This is a genomic window from Amycolatopsis sp. cg13 (genome assembly GCF_041346965.1).
Lineage (GTDB): Bacteria > Actinomycetota > Actinomycetes > Mycobacteriales > Pseudonocardiaceae > Amycolatopsis.
The window spans coordinates 3,528,864-3,550,949 of sequence record NZ_CP166848.1 but is presented as its reverse complement, the minus strand read 5'-3'; the positions used below and the strand labels follow the sequence as shown (position 1 = coordinate 3,550,949).

At 65.9% G+C, this 22,086-nt stretch carries 22 protein-coding genes and 1 tRNA gene; 6 read left to right on the top strand and 17 right to left on the bottom strand.

Going from position 1 to position 22,086, the window contains the following annotated elements; all coding sequences use genetic code 11:
* Positions 1 to 22: 22 nt before the first annotated feature.
* Both AB5I40_RS16125 and aceE read right to left on the bottom strand, forming a co-directional pair.
* The gene (locus tag AB5I40_RS16125; RefSeq protein WP_370939305.1) at positions 23 to 1,234 is read right to left on the bottom strand and encodes an alpha-hydroxy-acid oxidizing protein; all 1,212 of its coding nucleotides are present in this window, start codon (positions 1,232 to 1,234) and stop codon (positions 23 to 25) included.
* A gap of 207 nt (positions 1,235 to 1,441) precedes the next feature.
* Complete coding sequence (gene aceE / locus AB5I40_RS16120) at positions 1,442 to 4,237, bottom strand: pyruvate dehydrogenase (acetyl-transferring), homodimeric type (RefSeq protein WP_370939304.1); 2,796 nt, start codon at positions 4,235 to 4,237, stop codon at positions 1,442 to 1,444.
* 399 nt (positions 4,238 to 4,636) lie between these two features.
* Here aceE and AB5I40_RS16115 point away from each other — a divergent pair, with 399 nt between their 5' ends.
* From AB5I40_RS16115 to AB5I40_RS16105, 3 genes are all read left to right on the top strand, one after another.
* Positions 4,637 to 5,071, top strand: a complete 435-nt coding sequence (locus AB5I40_RS16115) for a DUF3052 domain-containing protein (protein WP_067591158.1) — start codon at positions 4,637 to 4,639, stop codon at positions 5,069 to 5,071.
* Positions 5,072 to 5,126: 55 nt separating this feature from the next.
* Entirely contained in the window at positions 5,127 to 5,591 is a 465-nt protein-coding gene (locus tag AB5I40_RS16110) for a peroxiredoxin (protein ID WP_020657595.1), read from the top strand.
* A gap of 50 nt (positions 5,592 to 5,641) precedes the next feature.
* Positions 5,642 to 5,716 (top strand) — tRNA-Val (locus AB5I40_RS16105).
* Positions 5,717 to 5,886: 170 nt separating this feature from the next.
* On the opposite strand, the gene AB5I40_RS16100 is transcribed toward AB5I40_RS16105, so the two are convergent.
* The 5 genes from AB5I40_RS16100 to AB5I40_RS16080 all read right to left on the bottom strand — a co-directional run bounded on the left by AB5I40_RS16100 (position 5,887) and on the right by AB5I40_RS16080 (position 9,013).
* Positions 5,887 to 6,126, bottom strand: coding sequence for a hypothetical protein (locus AB5I40_RS16100; protein WP_370939303.1), 240 nt, complete (start codon positions 6,124 to 6,126; stop codon positions 5,887 to 5,889).
* A 6-nt stretch (positions 6,127 to 6,132) separates the two neighbouring features.
* Positions 6,133 to 6,987, bottom strand: a complete 855-nt coding sequence (locus tag AB5I40_RS16095; protein WP_370939302.1) for a helix-turn-helix domain-containing protein — start codon at positions 6,985 to 6,987, stop codon at positions 6,133 to 6,135.
* Between the two features lie 106 nt (positions 6,988 to 7,093).
* Positions 7,094 to 7,366, bottom strand: coding sequence for a hypothetical protein (locus AB5I40_RS16090; RefSeq protein WP_370939301.1), 273 nt, complete (start codon positions 7,364 to 7,366; stop codon positions 7,094 to 7,096).
* A complete protein-coding gene (locus AB5I40_RS16085) occupies positions 7,366 to 7,515 on the bottom strand; it encodes a hypothetical protein (RefSeq protein ID WP_370939300.1) in 150 nt (49 codons plus the stop codon). Before AB5I40_RS16085 ends, AB5I40_RS16090 begins: the two co-directional genes overlap by 1 nt.
* Before the next feature lie 304 nt (positions 7,516 to 7,819).
* Positions 7,820 to 9,013: a helix-turn-helix domain-containing protein gene (locus AB5I40_RS16080; protein WP_370939299.1), complete on the bottom strand. Its 1,194-nt coding sequence runs from the start codon at positions 9,011 to 9,013 to the stop codon at positions 7,820 to 7,822.
* Positions 9,014 to 9,100: 87 nt separating this feature from the next.
* On the opposite strand from AB5I40_RS16080, the gene AB5I40_RS16075 reads away from it, so the two are divergent.
* Positions 9,101 to 9,790, top strand: a complete 690-nt coding sequence (locus AB5I40_RS16075) for a haloacid dehalogenase-like hydrolase (RefSeq protein ID WP_370939298.1) — start codon at positions 9,101 to 9,103, stop codon at positions 9,788 to 9,790.
* Between the two features lie 104 nt (positions 9,791 to 9,894).
* On the opposite strand, the gene AB5I40_RS16070 is transcribed toward AB5I40_RS16075, so the two are convergent.
* The 6 genes from AB5I40_RS16070 to AB5I40_RS16045 form a co-directional block, all read right to left on the bottom strand.
* A complete protein-coding gene (locus tag AB5I40_RS16070) occupies positions 9,895 to 11,376 on the bottom strand; it encodes a toll/interleukin-1 receptor domain-containing protein (protein WP_370939297.1) in 1,482 nt (493 codons plus the stop codon).
* Positions 11,377 to 11,386: 10 nt separating this feature from the next.
* Positions 11,387 to 11,824 carry an HIT family protein gene (locus AB5I40_RS16065; RefSeq protein ID WP_370939296.1) on the bottom strand — a complete coding sequence of 146 codons (438 nt, stop codon included), beginning with the start codon at positions 11,822 to 11,824 and terminating at the stop codon, positions 11,387 to 11,389.
* Entirely contained in the window at positions 11,821 to 12,687 is an 867-nt protein-coding gene (locus AB5I40_RS16060) for a macro domain-containing protein (protein ID WP_370939295.1), read from the bottom strand. Before AB5I40_RS16060 ends, AB5I40_RS16065 begins: the two co-directional genes overlap by 4 nt.
* A 6-nt stretch (positions 12,688 to 12,693) precedes the next feature.
* On the bottom strand, positions 12,694 to 13,203 hold the full coding sequence (locus AB5I40_RS16055) for a TIR domain-containing protein (RefSeq protein ID WP_370939294.1): 510 nt from the start codon (positions 13,201 to 13,203) through the stop codon (positions 12,694 to 12,696).
* 158 nt (positions 13,204 to 13,361) lie between these two features.
* On the bottom strand, positions 13,362 to 13,637 hold the full coding sequence (locus AB5I40_RS16050; RefSeq protein ID WP_370939293.1) for a hypothetical protein: 276 nt from the start codon (positions 13,635 to 13,637) through the stop codon (positions 13,362 to 13,364).
* Positions 13,638 to 14,377: 740 nt separating this feature from the next.
* The gene (locus AB5I40_RS16045; RefSeq protein ID WP_370939292.1) at positions 14,378 to 15,562 is read right to left on the bottom strand and encodes an aminotransferase class V-fold PLP-dependent enzyme; all 1,185 of its coding nucleotides are present in this window, start codon (positions 15,560 to 15,562) and stop codon (positions 14,378 to 14,380) included.
* 45 nt (positions 15,563 to 15,607) lie between these two features.
* Between AB5I40_RS16045 and AB5I40_RS16040 the strand changes: the two genes are divergently transcribed.
* Positions 15,608 to 16,222: a GntR family transcriptional regulator gene (locus AB5I40_RS16040; protein WP_370939290.1), complete on the top strand. Its 615-nt coding sequence runs from the start codon at positions 15,608 to 15,610 to the stop codon at positions 16,220 to 16,222.
* Between the two features lie 4 nt (positions 16,223 to 16,226).
* Positions 16,227 to 16,988, top strand: a complete 762-nt coding sequence (locus tag AB5I40_RS16035) for a metallophosphoesterase (RefSeq protein WP_370939289.1) — start codon at positions 16,227 to 16,229, stop codon at positions 16,986 to 16,988.
* A gap of 3 nt (positions 16,989 to 16,991) precedes the next feature.
* Here the strand turns inward: AB5I40_RS16035 and AB5I40_RS16030 are convergent, their stop codons facing one another.
* The 4 genes from AB5I40_RS16030 to AB5I40_RS16015 all read right to left on the bottom strand — a co-directional run bounded on the left by AB5I40_RS16030 (position 16,992) and on the right by AB5I40_RS16015 (position 21,953).
* A complete protein-coding gene (locus tag AB5I40_RS16030; RefSeq protein WP_370939288.1) occupies positions 16,992 to 18,617 on the bottom strand; it encodes a CocE/NonD family hydrolase in 1,626 nt (541 codons plus the stop codon).
* A 284-nt stretch (positions 18,618 to 18,901) separates the two neighbouring features.
* Entirely contained in the window at positions 18,902 to 19,846 is a 945-nt protein-coding gene (locus AB5I40_RS16025; RefSeq protein WP_370939287.1) for an asparaginase, read from the bottom strand.
* A complete protein-coding gene (locus AB5I40_RS16020) occupies positions 19,843 to 21,279 on the bottom strand; it encodes an amino acid permease (RefSeq protein WP_370939286.1) in 1,437 nt (478 codons plus the stop codon). Before AB5I40_RS16020 ends, AB5I40_RS16025 begins: the two co-directional genes overlap by 4 nt.
* Entirely contained in the window at positions 21,276 to 21,953 is a 678-nt protein-coding gene (locus AB5I40_RS16015) for a FadR/GntR family transcriptional regulator (RefSeq protein WP_370940532.1), read from the bottom strand. The genes AB5I40_RS16020 and AB5I40_RS16015 overlap by 4 nt, the downstream gene beginning before the upstream one ends.
* Between the last annotated feature and the right edge of the window lie 133 nt (positions 21,954 to 22,086).

The window sequence follows — 22,086 nt, the reverse complement described above, 5'->3', positions numbered from 1 at the left end:
GGGGCCTTCCCGGACTTCGGGCTCAGCGGAGCGTGGCGTGGGTGGGGCGGAGGTCGTCCACCCGCCGGACCCCGAGCAGCTGCATCGTGCGAATCATCTCCGTGCGCAGGATGTCCACGCAGCGCTGCACGCCGCGCTCGCCGCCGGCCATCAGGCCGTACAGGAACGCGCGGCCGATCAGCACCGCGTTCGCGCCGCGGGCGAGCGCGGCCACGATGTCGCCGCCGGACAGGATCCCGGTGTCCACCCAGACCTCGGCGCTGTCCTGGATCTCGTCCAGCGTCGCGGGCAGCAGCTCGATCGGCGTCGGCGCTCGGTCGAGCTGGCGGCCGCCGTGATTGGACAGCAGCACCGCGTCCGCGCCGTGTTTCACCACGTCACGCGCGTCGTCGACGTTCTGCACGCCCTTGATCACGAGCTTGCCCGGCCAGGTCTGGCGCACCCAGTCGAGGTCGTCGAAGTTCAGCGTCGGGTCGAAGAGCTTGTCCAGCAGTTCCGCGACGGTGCCGCCGAACCGGTTGAGCGACGCGAAGTTCAGCGGCTCGGTGGTCAGCATGTTGAACCACCACGCCGGGTGCATCGCCCCGTCCACGAACGTCTTCAGCGTGATCGCGGGCGGGATGGTGAGGCCGTTGCGGACGTCGCGCAGCCGCTGGCCCGCGACCGGGGTGTCGACGGTCAGCAGGAGCGTGTCGTACCCGCTTTCCCAGGCGCGATTCATCAGATCTTCGCCCGCGCCATGGTCGCGCCACACGTACAGCTGGAACCACTTGCGCGCGTCCGGGGCGGCCGCCGCGAGGTCCTCGATCGACGTGGTGCCCATCGTCGAGAGCGCCATCGGCATGTTGTTGCGCTGTGCCACGCGGGCGACCGCGCGCTCGCCCTCGGTCTGCATCATCCGCGTGAACCCGGTGGGCGCGAACGCGAACGGCAGCGCCGAGCGCTTCCCGAGAATCTCCCTGCTGGTGTCCACATCGGACACTCCGCGCAGCACGTTGGGCCGGAATTCCACGCGGCGGTAGGCCTGCCGGGCGCGGCGGAGGCTGTCCTCGAGCTCGGCCGCGCCGTCGGTGTAGTCGAACGCCGCGCGCGGGGTGCGTTTGCGCGCGAGCATCCGCAGATCGGCGATCGTGTGCGCGCCGGCGAGTCGCCGATCGGTCGGGTTCAGCACGATCGGCTTCGGCCGCAGGATCTCTTTGAGCTCGCTGGGCCGGGGCAGGCGACGCTGGGTCACGCTCGACCACCTTTCGTCAGGCATCCGGATACATCCGATGTCTACCTTACTGTGCTGATCGTTGCTCATCCGACCACAGCCACGGCCGAATGACTTCGCTGCACCGGTCGCGTGCCGCTGTAGGGGTCGGCCTTCTTTTGGTCGGATGAGCAAAGGAGAGGCCCCTCCCGGACACTGTCCCGGAGGGGCCTCTGAGCCAAGCAACGGTCACGCGTTGCCGGAGTCCGACGTCTGCGGCCCGGCGGCCGCCACGTCGTCGAGCCGGTAGCGGCGCGCCGCCTCGGCGACCTTCGCCTGGTCGAACTCGCCGCGCTTGGCGAGCGCGGACAGCGCGCCGACGGTGATCGACTCGGCGTCCACCAGGAACTTGCGCCGCGCGGCCGGGCGGGTGTCGGAGAACCCGAACCCGTCGGTGCCGAGCGTGAGCATGTCCGTGGGCACCCACGGGCGGATCATGTCCGGCACCGCGCGCATCCAGTCCGACACCGCCACGACCGGCCCGGAAACCTCGGCCAGCTTCTGCGTGACGTACGGAACCCGCGGCGTCTGGTCCGGGTGCAGCAGGTTCTCGTGGTCGATCTCGACCGCTTCGCGGCGCAGCTCGCCCCACGACGTCGCCGACCACACCGCGGCCCGCACGCCCCACTCCTCGGCCAGCATCTTCTGCGCCTTCAGCGCGTCCGGCATCGTGACGCCGGAGACGAGCACCTGAACCTCCGGCCCGTCGCCCTCCGGGGTGTCGGAGTACCGGTAGAGGCCCTTCAGGACGCCGTCGACGTCCAGGTTCTCCGGCTCGGCCGGCTGCTGGTAGGGCTCGTTGTAGATGGTGATGTAGTAGAAGATGTTCTCGCCGTTGCCGTCCGGGCCGGTCTCGCCGTACATCCGGCGCAGGCCGTCCTTGACGATGTGGGCGATCTCGAACGAGTACGCCGGGTCGTACGCCACGACAGCCGGGTTCGTCGCCGCCAGCAGCAGCGAGTGCCCGTCCGCGTGCTGCAGGCCCTCGCCGGTCAGCGTGGTGCGGCCCGCGGTGGCGCCGAGCACGAAGCCGCGGGCCATCTGGTCCGCCGCCGCGTACAGGCCGTCGCCGGTGCGCTGGAACCCGAACATCGAGTAGAAGATGTAGATCGGGATCATCGGCTCGCCGTGCGTCGCGTACGACGTGCCGACGGCGGTGAACGACGCGGTGGAACCCGCCTCGTTGATGCCCTCGTGCAGCAGCTGGCCCTTCTCGGACTCCTTGTACGCCAGCATCAGGCTCGCGTCGACCGAGGTGTAGGTCTGGCCGTGCGGGTTGTAGATCTTGGCGGTCGGGAACATCGAGTCGAGGCCGAACGTGCGCGCCTCGTCCGGGATGATCGGGACGATCCGCTTGCCGATCTCCGAGTCCTTCGCCAGCTCGCGGATGAGCCGGACGATCGCCATCGTGGTGGCGACCTCCTGCTTGCCCGAGCCCTTGCGGACGCCCTCGTAGACCTTGTCGCCGGGCAGCACGAGCGCCTTGGCGGTCTTCGGGCGGCGCTCCGGCAGGTACCCGCCCAGCGCCTTGCGGCGGCCGCGCATGTACTCGATCTCCGGCGAATCCGGGCCGGGGTGGAAGTACGGCGGCAGCTTCGGGTTCTTCTCGAGCTCCTCGTCGCTGATCGGGATCCGCTGCGCGTCCCGGAACAGCTTCAGGTCGTCGAGGGTGAGCTTCTTCATCTGGTGCGTGGCGTTGCGGCCCTCGAACGACGGGCCGAGGCCGTAGCCCTTGATGGTGTGGGCCAGGATCACCGTCGGCTGGCCGTGGTGCTCCATGGCCGCCTTGTAGGCCGCGTACACCTTGCGGTAGTCGTGGCCGCCGCGCTTGAGGTTCCAGACGTCGGCGTCGGAGAGGTCCTTGACCAGCTCCTTCGTCCGCGGGTCGCGGCCGAAGAAGTGCTCGCGGACGAAGGCCCCGTCGTTGGCCTTGTACGTCTGGTAGTCGCCGTCCGGCGTGACGTTCATCAGGTTGACCAGCGCGCCGTCGCGGTCGGCCGAGAGCAGCGAGTCCCACTCGCGGCCCCAGATGACCTTGATCACGTTCCAGCCCGCGCCGCGGAAGTAGGACTCCAGCTCCTGGATGATCTTGCCGTTGCCGCGCACCGGGCCGTCGAGCCGCTGCAGGTTGCAGTTGATCACGAAGGTCAGGTTGTCGAGGCCCTCGCCCGCGGCCACGTGGATCAGGCCGCGCGATTCGGCCTCGTCCATCTCGCCGTCGCCGAGGAACGCCCAGACGTGCTGGTCGGAGGTGTCCTTGATGCCGCGGTCGTGCAGGTAGCGGTTGAACCGCGCCTGGTAGATCGCGTTCATCGGGCCGAGGCCCATCGACACCGTCGGGTTCTCCCAGAACTCCGGCATCAGCCGCGGGTGCGGGTACGACGGGAGGCCGCCGCCCTCGCCCGCGTGGCTGTACTCCTGGCGGAACCCGTCGAGCTGCTGCTCGGTGAGGCGGCCCTCGAGGAACGCGCGGGCATACATGCCGGGGGAGGCGTGGCCCTGGAAGAAGACCTGGTCGCCGCCGCCGGAGTGGTCCTTGCCGCGGAAGAAGTGGTTGAAGCCGACCTCGTACAGCGCCGCCGACGAGGCGTAGGTGGAGATGTGGCCGCCGACGCCGACGCCCGGCCGCTGCGCGCGGTGCACCATGATCGCCGCGTTCCAGCGGATGTAGCGGCGGTAGCGGCGCTCGATCTCCTCGTCGCCCGGGAACCACGGCTCGTTCTCGGTGGGGATCGTGTTCACGTAGTCGGTCGACGTGAGCGCCGGGACGCCGACGTTGCGCTCCCTGGCGCGCTCGAGGATGCGCAGCATCAGGTACCTGGCCCGCTGCTGGCCCCCTCGGGCCAGCGCCTCGTCGAAGGAGTCCAGCCATTCGCTGGTCTCTTCCGGGTCGATGTCGGGAAGGTGCGCCGCGAGTCCGTCACGGATGACGCGTACGCGAGCCGGGGTCTCCTTGCCGGAGGCGCCGTCGTTCTGCGGGGCCAAGGGGTCTCCTTGTAGCTGGTTGTAGCCGTTGTAGCTGGTGGGCGGGAGTGCTCGCCGACGTCCATGGTCGTCCCGGTTGGGGTTCCCGTCACCTGTACTGCCCGGTAACATCGGCCGCCCGAGTGTCGCCACTCCCCGCGCACGGTGTATCGCGCGCGCGTTTTCTCTCCTCCACCCTAAAGGAGGCTCCCGGGGAGAGCTTCGCAGTGGTGGGGTACTGAGTGCCACCCGGAGTCGGGCGAGGGGGCGGCGGGCCCCTACGCTGCAGACACGACTTGCCAAAGATCCGGTGTGGACGGTTGCGCGCAGCGCCGCGTCAGTGTTCGCTGTTCGACAACCGTGTATCCGAGTGCGGCGGACCTACTGCCGCGCTCCGTCGTAGTTGGAGGAGTGGAAGCAGTGGTCGCCGCGGGAGACGCAGGCAGTGCCGGCGTCGCCGAAAGCCTTGGCATCAAGCCGGACATGGTGGTCCAGGAGATCGGCTGGGACGAGGACGTCGACGACGACGTTCGCGCGGCGATCGAGGAAACGATCGGCGGTGAGCTCCTCGACGAGGACGCCCAGGAGGTCATCGACGTCGTGCTGCTGTGGTGGCGCGACAACGACGGAGACCTCGGGGACGCGCTGGTGGACGCGCGCGGTCCGCTGGAGGAGGACGGCGTGATCTGGGTGCTGACCCCGAAGACCGGGCAGCCCGGGCACGTCGAGCCCAGCGACATCGCCGAGGCGGTGCCCCAGGTCGGGCTCGCCCAGACGGCGAACATCAGCGTGGGCCCCGGCTGGCTGGGCACCCGGCTGGTGTCTCCGAAGTCCTCGAAGGCCAAGCAGCGCTGACGCCGCGATAGGGTGGGCGGCACGCTCGTGTTCGCTCTGGAGAGGAATCGCCGGTATGGCCGTCGAGGTCGGTTCGCAGGCCCCTGACTTCACGCTCAACGACTACAACAAGCAGCCGGTCACGCTGTCGCAGTTCAAGGGCGACAAGCCGGTCCTGCTGGTGTTCTACCCGTTCGCCTTCAGCGGGATCTGCACCGGCGAGCTGTGCCAGCTGCGCGACGAGTTCGGCGACTACGACGGCAAGGGCGTCCAGGTGCTGGGCGTCTCCGTCGACACGCCGTTCTCGCTCAAGGCGTGGGCCGAGGTCGAGGGCTACCAGTTCCCGCTGCTGTCGGACTTCTGGCCGCACGGCGAGGTGGCCCAGAAGTACGGCGTCTTCAACGACCAGGCGGGGCTCGCCGTGCGCGGCACCTTCCTGATCGACACCGAAGGCGTGGTCCGCTTCGCCGAGGTCAACGCGCCCGGCGAGGCGCGCGACCAGGCTGGGTGGAAGAAAGCCGTCGAGGAACTGACTGCCTGATTTTCTTCTTGTTTCGCTCGCCGGGGCGGGGTTCCCTCGTCCCGGCGCGCGGGCGCATAGCTCAGCGGAAGAGCACTCGGTTTACACCCGAGCGGTCGCAGGTTCGAACCCTGCTGCGCCCACCAGACATCGCTTGTTCCAACCCCCAACCGGTGATTTCTTCACCGGTTGGGGTTCTTCGTTTTCGCCGCCCAAACTGTCCCTGACGTCCGCAAACGTCGTCCGGAAGACATTCCCCGGCCGGGACCGGTCTGCGGCGTCTCCGTCCGTCTCGCCGATGTGGTCGGACGCTGGCTCAGTCGGGGAGCGTGACGACTTCTGCTCTGCGTGGGCTGTCGAGCACCCCCACGAACGGCTCAATCAGGACGCGACCGACCACTGACCCGTCTTCCCCGATGTACAGCTTCTCGAAGAAACCCTGGTTGATCTGCCGCCGGATCGCGTCCGGAGCACTGCAGTACGCCGCCGGGCACTGCTCGGCGGTTTGAAGCGCTTCGGTGAGCGTGAATCCGAGAGGGTGGACTGCGGACCACAAGCATTTTCAGCGCATCGACTGCGGAGGTTCGTATGAGAGCTTCACGATGCACTCGTCGATGACCGCCCGCGACTCCGCAGCGCTCAGCGCGACGCCGTCGAGTTGGTCGAGGATGCGGCTGTAGGGGCCGTTTCCGGACACGAAGGACCCGGTGCCGTGATGACCGAGGTAGGCGATCAAGCCGTTGCGCATGGTGTAGTGCGTGAACGAGCTGGCCAGCCCGAGGTGGTAGGTGGTTTCGGTGGGCACGATGCGGATGGAGACTGCGGGGGCGGCGGTGGCGAGGTGATTGAGGAACGAGAACTGGCAGGCTGTCACTGCGGTCGGGGCGACTGAGCGGTGGAATGCTGCTTCGCCGATGTAGGCCACGCGTGGTGGCGTTTCCGGGCTGAAGCGGATGCCATGTTCCGCTCGAGCGTCCACGACGGAAGCCGCTTCGCTGCTGGAGTAGCCGGAGGCGATGAGGACGGCGCGGGCGTAGTCCGGTGTTCGGAGCGGTTCGGGCATCAAGGTCAGGTGCCAGTCGATGACGGAGTCCGCGAGGGTTTCGAGCGCAGCCTGGTGGCTGGGGTGCGGTTGCGCGAGGACGACCACGTCTGGGTCGGTAGTGCGCGCTATCTGCAGGATCTGGTGTCGCGCGTTGCCGGTGACGCCGAGCGCGCCGAGGATGCTGGCCACATAGTCCGGCCCTGGCGAGCGCTGCCCTAGCTCCCAGCTCGACACGATCGCAGGCGTAATGCCGATGCGCCGGGCCAATTCGCGCACCCCGAAGCGGGCGTTCTCCCGAGCGAAACGGAGGACAGTGCCCAGCAGTACGGTGCGCGGCCGTCCCGTGGGCGTGGGGTTGCCGGGCTGGTTCACGGTTGGGCGTCGTCGTCTTCCTCGTAGTCGGCGATGATCCCGCCGGTGTCCAGGCCGGGAGGCTCGGTGCCGTCGTCAATGCTCTGTCAGCTCACGATGTCCGCGTTCACGTCGCCCGCGGTCGCAAGCCCGGATGTCGAGTCGGGATGTCCCAGCCGAGCGAGCGTCGGTAGGCCACGTCGCAGTAGGGGCATTGTGTTGGTGCACCGCGCGTACAGCGGTCTTGCAGCGGCACGAACGTCGCCGCTGCGGTCACACCGCACAGCATGGTCACGATTTCTCCGGGAGCCGGAATGGCGGATAGCCGTGTCCAGTGCCAGACGCCGTCGATGACCGGGTGAATCGCCTGCGGGTTGATGTAGATCAGCGCGGACAACACTAGAAACCCTCGCGCAGCCGGTAAGCCAGCCGGACGGTGTCGCACGGCCAGACTTCGGCGCAGTCTTCGCAGCGGTCGCTGGCAGGATGCTGGGCGTGCAAGCTGAGCGCCAAGACCAGCAGTGAGTAGAGCTGCGTCGGCTCCGGCATGCGAGGCTCCTGCACAGGCACCAGTGCGTTGGAACCACCTTGCCAGCAGCGCGGCGTCGTCCCTTGCGATGCCGTTGTCCGGACTGTCACGGTTTTGCTCCGTCCGTATCCGAGAGGCTTGGCGGCACCCCGACGATCGGGAGACATCACGGTGAACAGAGATGGTGCGTGCGGAAGTTCGCCCGTGATCTCGGAGGCGAGAGGTAGTTCAACCGGCCGCCGGGGGTGCCTGGACACGACGTTATGGCGATTACTAGGCGGTAACCCGAACTGTCAGTTCGGGTAGGTGACGGGGCGGGACGTCCTAGACCGGAAGATCGACGCGACTGGCGAACTGCGCGGCGGCGACTGACTCGGTCCGTCGCCCGCGTTCCATAACGGTGCGAATGAGCGTGTGCGCCGCTGGTCGGAACCGGATGTCTTCCGGTGCATCGGCTTCGGCGGCGTTCAAGAGGGCTAGCGTTTGGGTGAACTCGCGTCGTTGCGCGTAGCCCTTGGCCTGGTCGAGCAGGAACGCCACTCGCCGTTCAATCGAGGGCGACTGCCCGTGGTCGATCTTGGCGGCCAGCCGCAGGCCCTCCACTGCTTCGCCGGACTCGACCTCAATCGATACGGCATACATGGCAACGTTTGTTGGGCCGAAAGCTGTCCAGCAGACGTTACGGTCGCCGACTCGTTCGGCCAGTGGCACCGCCTGACGGAGCCGGTCGCGCCCAGTCCAGACATCGCCGCCGCGAACTGCCGCCACCGCAGCGATCAGGAGAAGCGCACCGGACAGAGCTGCAGCGTCGAGGTGGTCGGGGCCGAAAGCTGCCTGAACGTCGGCGAGTGCGTTCATGGCTTCGTCCTCGGCAGCTTCGGCATGGTTGTCAGCCAACATGACCTGGATGAGGTTCCACCGCGCACCGGCCGACCGGATCGGGTCGTCGGCTTGTTCGGCGGCGCGCTGTGCGCGATCGGCGGCTAGGAGCGCCAAGTCAACGCGGCCGATGCGCTTCGTCACGGTACGGAGGAGTCCGTACAGATCGGCAGCGACAGCTTGGGCCTGTCGGTGGTGCCTGCCCGACGTACCGCGGATCGTCGCTTCAGTAGCAGCAATAAGCTCCGGCAAGTCGGTCGTCAGCTCGCTGTAGCGATGGCCGGACGTCTGCCAAGCGCTCCAGGCCTCATGCACCTGGCGTCCGAGTTCGCCGATAGGAGCCGGGTTGACCGCAGCGGGCGCGGTCATGGCGTGGTAGATCGCATCAGCCGTAATGCTGGAGGTGCGTTCCGGCGACGATGCCGGCCGGTTGCTCAGCAAGTCGCCTGGCTCAACGCGCAGGACTTCGGACAGCTGCGCTAGCACCGGGATTGTCGGCAGCTTTTGGCCGCGCTCGATCTGGTAGAGGTAGTCTGGCGTGATGCCGGTCAGTCCGGCGACGACCGTCTTCGTCTGGCGAGCGGCGGTGCGATAGAACCGCACGCGATCGCCCACCATCTGCGCCAACTGGTCGTTCACGATCTCGTGTCGCCTCCCGTCAGGCCTCTGACCAGGGCGAATGGTATCGCGTCGCGCTCGATCCGTCACTGATGACAGACTTTCGACATGACCATGTCTGGTGCTGTGCCTCGAACTTTGGTGCTGTGGGACATCGACCACACGCTCATCGAGACGAGAGGCGTCGGGAGGGCGATTTACGATCGGGCGTTCCCGGCGGCCACCGGCAAACCGCTCGCCAAACTGGCAACCATCACGGGGCGCACCGAACTGGACATCATGGCTGCGTCGCTGAAAGCCAATGGGCTGGAAGCAACCGACCAAGCCGTCCAGAACCTCGCGGACGCTCTGGTGCAGGGCTACGAGGACGCTCGCGATGAGCTGGCTGCCACCGGACGGGCGCTGCCCGGCGCGCGAGAAACGCTCGAGCGGTTCGTGGCCGACCAGTCGATCCACCAGGCGGTCCTTACCGGCAACCTGCGTGAGGTGGCGCGCATCAAACTGGAGGTGTTCGGCGTCGCCGGCTTCCTCGACTTCGACAGCAGTGCCTTTGGCGACGACCACGCCGAGCGGTCGGAGCTGGTCCAGATCGCTCGACAGCGAGCCGAGGCGCAGACTGGCGCGCAGTTCGGCGACCAGCACGTCGTACTGATCGGGGACACGCCGAACGACGTGAAGGCTGGGCTAACCGCGGGCGTACGAGTGATTGGGGTAGCCACGGGCAAGGCCGACAAAGACGAACTGCGAGCGGCTGGAGCAGCAGAAGTGGTCGAATCACTCCATGCGATCCAGTTATGACGACTCCTGCGAGACTTGACCAACCGAAGCTGCCTGCAGGATTGTCCACCGTGCTTAGTCTGGAGCAGACACCTTCCTGGCGGCTGGCCAACGTGTTCGCCGAGCTAAAGCTGGCGTAATCGCTGGCGTCCGGCCCTCTCGATTAGTTCATCGAAAGCCTGCGTGGCACGTTCTAAGGATCCACCGAATAGTCCGGCCTGTAGCGGCGGCCAATCTATACCTTGTTCCTTCAATTCGGCTTGCATCGCACCTTCGGCCGTGGACGCGCCGTAACGACGTCGCCACGTGAAGGATCCGAGCCAAGGGCCGTCTGTGTAGGTCTCGGGCAGTTTTCCAAGGTCGATGGCCAGAGCGGACAGCAGCACTTCAAGCTTGTCGAATGTCTCGGTGTATTCTTCAGGGTCGAAGATCAAAAATGAGAACGTCTCGCGCAAGCAGTCATGAAGGTAGTCGGATACTGGCGTGTACCTTTTGCCAATCCGGTTTGCTGACAATTTGTCGAACAGCTCGTCAAAGTCCTTGACGTCCTCGGATTGCAGAGAGATTTGTAGTGCTAAGATATTTGCCAGCACCTCGCTGTTTTCGAACGGTCGCCAGACATGGCTCTTTGCGAGAAGTGGGATGTTATCCGAGCTCTCCGTGCGCACCTTTGTGTCGATTGCGACAGCTCGCAGTGCGCCATAGTTTTGGCCGTATACTGCCGCGAGGCCGGCTGTATAGAGAGCGGTAAGCGGTGGAAAGTGGCGAAGGTTGAGCAGCATGGTCTTACCGCTAGCGGGCTTCACCAGATTGGCAATTCCTCGGACAGAGCTCGACCATAGGCGCTCGTGACTGGCTTCGCCCCATGTGCATCCTGCTGCGAGAATTTCAAGTACCGGCTTTGTGGTTTGCCAGTACTGTTCAACTCGCTCGACTGCCGCTTTGGTGATCTCCCGGCCGTTTCCTTCCAATAAAAAGGGGAACTGACTTTCGTCACTCAGAGTCGTGCGACACTTGTTCGCGATGTTGGTGACAAGATCGTGGAGTTCGATACGACGCGTTGGATCGAGTAGCATCTCTTTGACCTGTGCTACCGCTTCGGATGAGCTATCGAGTTTTGCCGTGATCGGCATGCCTGGTGTTGCGGTTCCCAAGCTGCGGATGACCGCACCAGCTAGTCGAGATGCTGCATTTTCGCGGTTTTCGCCAAAGAGGTCGACCATCTGTAACGAGTCAAGCATTCGGCCCGGCGCGATTTCGTAATCGGGAATCTTGCAGTCATCGAGACGGACGGGGATAAGCCACGGCGTGCCCCCAGGTGGACGCCTGCGTAGCTGCTCGACTGCTAGGTTGAGCTCCTCGTTCTGGTATGATACATCGCGTGCGTTGCTGTTCTGGGAGAAGCATGCGATAAAGACCAGGCTTTCGTTCGTTATAGCCCTACGAATCTTGAGGCGCCAGTCCTCGCCTGGCCAAAGGTCTTCAGTATCTCGCCACACGGGGACACCTGCGGAGTCCAGAATCTCTTGTAGCTTGTCAACGCTTGCACGATCCTCGTGCACATATGAGATGAAGGCGTGCCCGGCACGCTCGTCGCTTGTTGACATATTTTCCGTCCTAGGAGATAAAAGGCCTCAGCTTTGCGGCTATAGCCTCCGTTTCGGCAATTGAGGCCTCGTCGACGGCGGCCCACTCTGTGCCGCCGCTTGGGAGAGTGCCGGCAATGTGAAAGTGTACATGTGGGATTGTTTGGTGAGCGGGGATTCCGTTATTCTGCCAGACGGCAACCCCTTCGGCTCTGTAAGCTTCGGTGATCGCCTTGGTCGCCGCGATGACCGAGGCTATAATTGCTGGTGATTCTGCTTCACTGAGTTCGATTAGTGTCTGCCTATGTTGAACTGGTATAACCAGCAGGTGGCCGACGCCACGCTGTTCTCTTGTGACGAGGGTAGCCGTTAGTGAGTTCCTGGCTAGAATCGTGAATGGTCGCGCTCCGCTGAGATAGTCGCAGAACGGGCAAGGTTCGACATGGGGTACTTCAAGCGAGGTGCTCATGACGGCCTCAGGGACTTGAGGAATGCTTGCAACTCAAGCATGTCCAGATTTCGAACAGCACGCTTTTCAACCACGATGTTCAAGCGGCTGGAGATCTTCTCTTTCCTGGATGCGAACATATATGAGAGTGCGATGAACCGGATGGAGTCTTGGGCTGGAAAATACTGGGAGATGCGTGCTTGGCCGCCGCCGATCACTGCAATCGAGATCGGGTCGCCATTACCTTTTGCGCGGACCTCATCCCATACGTTATTAAGGCTCCGCCATATTCCGTCTATGGTGCCTCGAGCCTCACATTTAACGTTCATCTCAGTGTAGGCCACGCAGAAGTACAGCTTTCGAACGGACGGAGCAATGGCTATAGTGGTACCTAGGGGGTATATGTTCTGCTTTCCTGGCTTGCGATCGTCCGGGGTAAAGCGTTGAATGATGGGGTGCGCGCCCAGTTCTGCATCAAGTGCGCGGTCGAGTGCGGCTCTGTCGTTGCGGTAGACTCTGGTGAGAAGCTGTGCTTGTACACCATTCTCGTCGATGATGTGTGGTATCTCGGTGTCAAACGTATTGGTCATGCCAACTACGATGTTACCCGCCTGCTCGAATAGGTCGCCCTCGACGATATGGATCTCCGTGTTGGGCGAGTTGTAGATTTGCTGGACGGGGCGTGGCCATGATTGAAATAGGCCATAGCCGATCGATATGACCGAAACGGCCACAATTAAAAATGCGCCGATGGGCGGTAGGACATCTGGGAATAGGGCGTCGGTGAGACCGGCGAAGACAGCAAAGAAGCCCACTGCTGCAAGAGTCTGGGTCGCAAACCGCGCCCAGAAGCGTCGTTTGGTGAAGTCTCGTGCGATACTCATTCGTACTTACAGTCCGAGCCTTGTATAGACCTGCGTCTTATAGTAATGAGGTCCCGTCCTGCTTGAGGTGGCGTAATCGGGGGCGTAGTTGTCGAGCGCGTACTTGATAATTGTCGGCTGAAAGGATATGGACATAGTGTAATAATCACTGTTGAGGAAGCGTTGTGGGATGAAGTTCCGGTCAATTGTCCGATCTCCATCGAGGTTGGCGACAACGACCGGCAGGTTGAGTTTTGTGACTACCTCGATTTCGTAGAACAAGAAGGAATCATTATCGCTGGCCTTCGACTTACATTTGGCGGACCCGAGTACGACTACCTGTTTCGTGTTAGCTAGTCGCTCACGTAGGCGGCGCCTAATCGTTTCTGGCTGGCTCGTGTCGAGTGCGATGTTGAGGTCATGTGCATCAAAGAAATCGAAGTCGATGTGTTCGTTCTTTTTCCACGCCGTCATGAGCCAGTACGACTTGATGTCTTCGCTGGCGAATGCAACGTAGGTCTTGTTGCGGTAGCTCAATGAGGCCCCCTGTCGTTCGTGATTGCCAAGGTTACCGCGACGCGTGCTCGACGTCGTTCATGCGGGCACCTTGAGTCGAGAACATTAGTGGCATGGAGCTGGGCCGTTACGTAAATTGATCTTGGGATTAACCGTACGCTTATCTTGAATTGGGCTCGTTAGAAGTATGCGCTGTTGGCTACCTGTGACCTGCGGGCGGCCTTGATGTGCTCGTCGCATGGCGACCCCGCGCTGGTCAAGCCTGTCCAGAGAGTCTCGGCCGAGACGTCGAGCTTGGTGGCGATGCGAGCTAGCGACCAGCCAGCTTTGTAGAGCTCAGCGGCTTGCGGTAGCAACTTCGGATCGACGCCGGGCGTGAGGTCGATGCCGCGAGCTTTGAAGTGGCGGCCGACTGTTTGGCGGTGGATTCCGAAGCGTTGGCCAAGGTCGTACATGGAAGCGCCAGCTTGGCGTGCTGCTACGAGCTGGTCAACTTGGTGCTCAGTGAGCCTTGGTTGCGTTCGGTAGCTCGTCACCTGGCTTGTGTCACTATCTGTTGAGAGAGGCAGACTCACCGCAGCCCGATGTAGCAGTTCTATCCGTTTTGAGGCTTTGGAAAGCGCCTCGACGCCGCCCACCGGTTTTCGCCCTCACCGGGTGATATTCGCAGTCGGCCGCTTCTGCGGCGTCCGGTGCAGAAATGCTGGCGGTCCGGGCAGTCCGCGACGAAGCCGGGTCCTTGGCGCACGGTAGTGCCGTGCCGCGTAGTCGATCGCCGTTTCGCCGAGGCGGTTTGTCTCGGGCAGGACGGCGGTGTGGCGCCTGTCGGGGCTGAGCTGTCGCCGGACTTGCTTCCATCGGGCGGGAGCGAACTGCAGGAGTGGTGCAACAGCACGAGGTCGAGTCGCGGGCCGGTGGTTCCCGGAAGCGATCCGCGACAGATCTGGTCTCCGGCAGCGCGTCCCGAGATCGGCACCAGGCCGCGATACGCGATACCCGGTGCCCGGACGCAAGAGAAGACCCCCTGGGCCGGGTTCCCCCATCAATCCCGGCCCAGGAGGCCTTCCCTTTCCTCCCCCGGCCCCGTCGGGCCTGCCCCCTCGACAGGCCCGGCCGCAGCGCACTCCGCGGGTGTACGCGAGACAGGAGGCGGCTTCGGTGCTGCTGGATACTGCGTCAAACGGGTGATCTCCAGCTAACGCGCGAGCGCGGCGACCTCGTTCGTCAGCCGGTCGATTTCCTCCTCGGTGTTGTAGTAGTGCACCGACGCGCGCACCAGGTCCGGCAGGCGGCGGGCGGTGAAGTCGTACTGCGCCGACGACGGGTGCGCGACGCTCGTGTTGATCTTCGCCGCGTTCAGGCGGTCCTTGATCTCGTCCGACGGCACTCCGTCGACGCTGAACGTCACGAGGCCGCACTTGCGCGCGCCGGCGTCGTGCACGGTGACTCGGTCCAGGTCGGCCAGGCGGGCGCGCAGGGTCGCGGCCAAAGCGGTGACTCGCTCTTCGATCGCGGGCAGGCCCCATTCCAGCGCGTAGTCCACGGCCGCGCCGAGGCCGAGTACGGCGGCGTAATCGCGTTCCCAGATCTCGAAGCGCTTCGCGGTCGGGTCGACGACGTACTCGGTGGGGGAGGTCCACTTGGCCGAGTGCAGGTCGAGCATCGCCGGTTCGAGACGGTCGCGCAGGCGCGGGTGCACGTACAGGAAGCCAGTGCCGCGCGGGCCGCGCAGGTACTTGCGGCCGGTGGTGGTCAGGGCGTCGCAGCCGATGCGTTCGACGTCCAGGTCCAGCTGGCCGGCCGACTGGCACGCGTCGAGCAGGAACGGGATGCCTGCCTCTCGCGCGACGGCGCCGATTTCCTCGGCGGGGTTCACCAAACCGCCCTGGGTGGGCACGTGGGTCACCGCGATGAGCTTCACGTCGGAGTCGATGCGGCGGCGCAGGTCGTCGACGTCGAGCTGGCCGGTTTCGTCGTTGTCCACGACCTCGACGGTCGCTCCGGTGCGGCGGGCGATCTGCAGGTAGGCGATGGCGTTGCTGGCGTATTCGGCGCTCGCGGTGAGGATCCGGTCGCCTGGTCCGAACGGCAGCGCGTAAAAGATCGCCTGCCACGAGCGGGTCGCGTTGTCGCTGAGCGCGATGTCTTCCGGCTCGGCGTTGAGCAGGCGCGCGACCGAGGTGTACACGCCGTCGAGGCGATCCTTGGCTTCTTCGGCCGCTTCGTAGCCGCCGAGCAGGGATTCGGTGCGCAGGTAGTCGATCACGGTGTCGGTGACGCGGGCGGGCGGGAGCGCGGAGCCGGCGTTGTTGAAGTGCGCGACTCCGACGCAACCTGGCGTTTCGTACCTTGCGCGATCGACATCGAAAGAGCGGGCCATATGAACTGAATACAGTATGGCTGATCTGTGTGCAATACTCAGCACATGGTCAAGAGACTGATGCGCGGTGAACTTATCGAGGAGATCACCGCGCGCGTCCTCGACGGACGGTTTCCCCCGGACACCCGCATCAACGAGGTTCACCTGGCGAACGAGCTGGGCGTCTCCCGGACGCCGTTGCGCGAGGCGCTGATCGGCCTCGCCGACCGCGGCCTCCTCGTCGCCGCCCCGGGCCGCGGATTCCTCGTCGCGCCGTTCGATCCGCAGGAAGCCCGCCGGCTGTACCCGCTGATCGCCGAACTGGAAGCGCTCGCGCTGCGCTGGACGTCGCCGCTCGAACTCGCCTCGCTCCCGGACGCGCTCGACCGGATTTCCGACGAGATAGCCGATTCCTGCGATCTGCCCGCGGCCGACGACCGCTGGCACGCGCTGCTCACGTCCCGCTGCGACAACCCGCATCTGCTGCGCTTGATCGAGCAGACAAAGCCGTTGCTCAAACGCTACGAGACGGCATACTTCGGCGGGCGGGACCGAGCGGCGGAGAGCGTGGCCGAACACCGCGAGATCGCGGCGGCACTGCGGGCGGGCGACCTGCCCGGCGCGTCCGCGCTGCTGGTCCGGAACTGGGTGAAAGCGTTGGCGTACTTGAAAGGGAGCTGATCCGGTGCGGGTTTTCGCGCATCTCTCCGACATCCACCTCGACGGCGGCGAGCGCGCCGACGCACGGGCCGCCGCGGTGACGCGGTATCTGCGGAATCTCGAAGAGCCGGTCGACGCCGTGTTCGTGACTGGCGACATCGCCGACCACGGCCTGCCCGAGGAGTACCGTCGCGCGGCGGAATTGCTCGACCTTCCGGTGCCGGTGGTGGTCTGCCCCGGCAACCACGACGTACGCGCGCCGTTTCGCGAGGCGCTGCTGGGAGAACCGGCCAGCGACGCACCAGTGAACTCCGCGACCAAAGTGGGCGACGTGCTGCTCGTGTCGTGCGATTCGACGATCCCGGGCAAGGGTGCCGGGTACCTCGCCGACGAGACGCTGGCCTGGCTGGACGACACGCTCGCCGCTCACGACGGCCCGTCGTTCGTCGCCTTCCACCACCCGCCGCTCGACGTCGGAGTGCCGCTGGTGGACGCGATCCGCCAGACCGGCGAAGACCGGCTCGCCGCCGTGCTGAAGCGGCATCCCGACGTCGCGGCGCTGCTCTGCGGACACGTGCACACCGGCGCGGCGACCGAGTTCGCGGGCGTTCCGGTGCGGGTCGCGCCGGGCGTGGTGTCCGGGTCGCTGCTGCCGGTGGAACCCGGCGCGGGGCGTGGCTGGGACGAGGGCGGGCCGCTGGACTTCGACAGCCCGCCGTCGCTGCTGCTTCACGTGTTGCACGACGACGGCAGGCTGACGACGCATCAGCGCGCGGTCATTCAGTAACGGTCACCGGGTGAAGACCGGCAGCGTCACCCGAGACGGCCGGGTCTCGTCGTGGAACACCTCGAACCGGTTCGGCGTGCTGCGCACCGCGGACGAAACCCGTTCTCCCGTACCGTGATTGCGCGCGAAGCGGGGGAACGCGCCGCCCGCGACCTGCACCCGCAACCGGTGCCCGCGACGGAAGCGGTAAGCGGTCGGGTCGAGTTCCACCTCGGCCCGCACCACGCCGTCGGCGTCGGCTTCCGGCGCGCCGGGACGCAGCCGCAGGATGCCGTCGGTGACGTTGCGCGAAATGCCGCCGGGATCGACGTCGCACAGCCGCACGTACACGTCGGCGTCGGCCAGTTCGGTCCGCACGAACACGGTGGCGGACACGTCGCCGATCACGTCGACGTCGTGCACCAGCGGCTCGCCGGTGAACACCAGCACGTCGTCGCGCGCCTCGGTCGCGGAATTGTCGCGCTGCTTGGTCTTTCCCATCAGCAACGGTCCGCCGACGGCCGGGGTCGGGTCCGCCGGGTCGTAGGTGAACGGAGTGGGCAGGGCCTCGCCGGGCACCGTTTCGCCGAGGCCGCCGACCGGCCGCAGATGAGCATGCGTGGGCTCGGAAGCGGGCGGCCAGTGGTCGAAATCGAGCCAGGTCGACGCCTGCTGCAGGAAAATCCGCACGGGGGAGCGCTGCAGCTGCGTGCGGTCGTCGGCGAGGTGCGCGCGCAGGAAGCCGAGCTGGTCCTGGATCAGCACGCGGAAGCTGGCCGGTTCGCCGTGCGACCACGGCCCGACGGTGATCCGCGGCGACCGTCCGGCGTCCTGCAGCGTGCGGAAGTCCCGCAGCTGCGCGCGGATGAACAGGTCGTACCAGCCGGTGACCATGCTGACCGGCACCTCGAGCTTCGCGACTTCCGCGCTGTGGTCCGACATCCGCCAGAAGTCGTCGTCCGGGTCCGCGTGCTCGGTGACGTCCTGCAGGAACTGCACCGGCTTCCCGATCGCCACCACGTCCGCGCCCGCGATCGGCAGATACGCCATCGCGTTGCGGGTGCGCCGGGTTTGCAGCGGGTTCGGCAGTGCGGCGAATCGTTCCTCCTGTTTGCCGATCATGGCCGACCAGGACACCATGTTGTCCGCCGCGAGCACTCCGCCTGGGTAGAACGTGCTGACGAATTCCGAGGCGGTGACTCCCAGGCACATGGCTTCCAGCGGCGGGTCCAGGTACGGGCCTACTGCCCACTGGGTGTGGCCGAGGTAGCTGGCGCCCGCCATCGCGATCCGGCCGTCGCACCAGGGTTGCTCGCGCAGCCATTCGGCGGTGGCGATTCCGTCTTCGCGTTCGTGGTGGAACGGGCGGAACTGGCCTTCTGAGCCGAAGGTGCCTCGGGTGCTTTGGAGGACTGTCTGGAGTCCGTGCCTTGCGAACGTTTCGCCGAACAGCTTGGCGAGCGGGCCGGTGCGGCCGTAGGGGGTGCGGATCAGGACTACCGGGCCGGTGGTCAGGCCGAGTGGTGCGTAGCGGTCGGCCAGGAGGTGCGCGCCGTCTTGCATCGGGATGCGGAGGCCCTTGGCGGCGGTGGGCGCCGGGCCTTCGGCGGCGGGGAGACCGAGCAGTCGGTCGACGATTCGGTTCAGCACGTAATCGAACGTACGCGAGTTGTCAGGAGGCGGCTCGTCGCCTGGCGGCGACATTGCCGTCCTCGGGTGGGCCCCCACCCCGAAGCTTGATTGTGCTGACGGTTCGGGGGTGCTTGTCAAGGCGGGAAAGATGCCTTGACAAGCACCCCCGAACCGCAGGGAAGGCTTCGTATCGGGGTGCGGGGGAGGGGCTGGGTGCCTCGATCGGGGGTGCATTGGTGCGGTTTAGGTACGTGAGGGGAACCCTGAGGGAATCAGATTCCCTCAGGGTTCCCCTCACGTACCTAGGCAGCTAGTGCGTCCGTCACTCGAAGGGCGGGATCGCTGAAGGGAGCAAGCAGATCCGGGTCGACACCCGCTCGCGCCAGCGCAGCCGCGAGTACCGCTGGACGGGCCCGGTCGCCGCCGTCCGCGATCTTCAGCGCTACTGCGGTCCCGTCTGGCAATGCAGCGAGCTGTACGGCCTCGAAACCGTCCTTCGCGATGAGCCCGGGCACGGTCTGCATGAGCCGGGTGACGTCGCGTCGGCTTCCCGCCACCAGATCCGGATGCTGCCGGATTCCGTTGGCCACCAACGACTCCGGCGAACCCTCGGGTGCGGTCGCGATCCGCGAAGCAGCACGCGCCAAGCCGTGCAGGGAGAGGGCGAACAGCGGCGCGCCGCAGCCGTCCGTCGCCACTCGCGGCACGGTTTCCCCGGTCAGTTCCTCGACGGTTTCCCGGATCGCGCGCTGCAGCGGATGCGTCGGATCGAGGTAGCCCTCGACGTCCCAGTGCTGTTCCCGGCAGACGGCCAGCATCGCCGCGTGCTTGCCGGAGCAGTTGTGTGCGAGTCGCGACGGTTGCCGTGCGCTGGCGATCCAGGCGTCCCGTTCGACCGGGTCATAGGGCAGGTCGGCGGGGTTGCCCAGATCAGCTTCGGCGAAGCCGCGGCTTTCCAGCACGGCGGCCGCCGCTGCTAGGTGTCGCGCTTCGCCGGAGTGGCTGGCCGCGGCGATCGCGAAACCGCGCGGATCCAGGCGCAGTCCGAGCCGGGCCATGGCGGTGGCTTGCAACGGTTTCGCGGTTGAGCGCGGGTACATCGCGACGTCGGGGTCGCCTGCCTCGAACAGGGTCGAACCGTCCGGAGAGAGGACGACGACCGAACCGTGGTGTACGCCTTCGACCATGCCGTCGCGCAGAAGGTGCACCAAAGGGACGTGCCGGGGTTCGCGTTCCTGGGGGATCACGACGCTTCTGCCTTGTCGAACGCGCTCATGTCGATCCGCTTGCGCACGACGAACCAGCCGACCACCAGCGCGACGACGATCACCGGCAGCGCCATCAGAGTGATCCGGCCAGTCTTGTCGAAGCCCATCAGCACGACGACCGCGGCGAGGAAGACGAGCGTCGCGATCTCGGTGTAGGGCGAGAACGGCAGCCGGAAGTGGGGACGGGTGACCTCGCCGCGCTTGGCTTTCCGCACGAACAGCAGGTGGCTGAGCACGATGATCGCCCAGGTGCCGAGGATGCCGACGGCGGCGAAGTTCAGCACGATCTCGAACGCGTCCTTCGGCACCACGTAGTTGAGTCCGACGCCGATCACGCACACCGACGACGTGAGCAGGATCCCGCCGTAGGGCACCTGGTTGCGGTTCATCACGCCGGTGAACTTCGGCGCGGATCCGGCCAGCGACATCGAGCGCAGGATTCGCCCGGTCGAGTACAGGCCTGAGTTGAGGCTCGACAGCGCGGCGGTCAGCACGACCAGGTTCATGATGCTGTCCGCATAGGGCACGCCCAGCTTCGACAGCACCGTGACGAACGGGCTTTGATCGGCCGAGTAGGCGTTCCACGGCAGCAGCATCGCCAGCAGCACGACCGAACCGACGTAGAACAGCGCGATCCGCCACATGATCGAGTTGATCGCCTTCGGCACGACCGCCTTCGGGTTCTCCGTTTCGCCCGCCGCGACGCCGACCAGCTCGCACGACGCGTAGGCGAACACGACTCCCTGCACGATCAGGATCATCGGCACGATGCCCGCCGGGAAAACGCCGCCGTGGTCGGCGATCAGCTGCGGGCCGGGCGCGTGTCCGTCGATCGGATGCTGCGTCACCAGCAGGAAGATGCCGACGAGCAGGAACAGCACCAGTGCGGCGACCTTGACGATCGAGAACCAGAACTCCATCTCGCCGAACAGCTTCACCGAGACGAGGTTCAGCGACAGCACGACCGCCAGCGCGATCAGCGCCAGCACCCACTGCGGGATCGGCGTGAAGAACGACCAGAAGTGCGCGTACAGCGCGATGGCGGTGATGTCCGCGATGCCGGTGGTCGACCAGTTGAGGAAGTGCATCCAGCCCGCGATGTACGCGCCCTTCTCGCCCATGAACTCGCGCGCGTAGGACACGAACGCGCCGGACGACGGGCGGTGCAGGATCAGTTCGCCGAGGGAGCGCACCACGAAGAACGCGAAGAGCCCGCAGACCGCGTACACGATCGCTAGCGCCGGACCGGCCTGTGCGAGCCGTCCGCCCGCGCCGAGGAACAGGCCGGTGCCGATCGCGCCGCCGATGGCGATCATGTTGATGTGCCGGGATTTCAGCGCCTTGCGGTATCCGGCGTCGCCCGCGTCGGCGGTGTCCGCCTCGGCAGTCGCGGGCAGGGTTTCTTCAGTCACGCGGTGGTACCTGTTTCTGCTTCGCCGGCGCGGGCCGGCCGTACGATCGTGGTCAGGGTCTTCTCGACGTGGTCGAGATGCTCGGTCATCGCGGCCGCCGCCGCTTCTTCTTCGCCTTCGGCGATCGCCGTCACGATGCGCCGGTGCTCGGCGTTCGACTGCGTCCGTCGTCCGCCCAGCTGGTTCAGGAACGCCGACTGGCGGGCCAGCGCGTCGCGGATCTCTTCGATCACCTTCGCGAACACCGGATTGCCTGATGCCCGTGCGATCGTGACGTGAAACTGTGAGTCAAGCGCCACCCACGCGGCGTCCGAGGTCTCGGCGTCCATCCGGTCGACGAGATCGGCGAGGCGCGCGAGCTGGTCGGCGTCGCGGCGGCGCGCGGCGTATCCGGCCACCGGGACCTCGACGTGCCTGCGCACTTCGACCAGGTCGCGGGCCGAGTAATCGCCGAACGTAGGGTTCTCCGGCGGGCCGCTCGCGGTGACGAACGTGCCGCGGCCGGTGCGCGACACGGTCAGCCCGAGCGCCTGCAGCCCGCGCAGCGCCTCGCGCACGACCGAGCGGCTGACCTCGAACTGCCTGCTCAGCGCGGCTTCCGACGGCAGCTGGTCGCCGACCGCGTACTCCCCGCGTTCGATCGCCTCGCGCAGGTAGCCGAGGACGGCCTCCATCGCGCTGACGCGCCGGGGGAGCGGTCCGGCTGCCCGGCTGTCAGACAGGTTCACGCGTCGGATCGTCGGTTCCGGCCCGGCCGCTGTCAAGCCGTGCACGGGCCCCTTTCTCGGCGGTTGTGGCTTGGTTCAC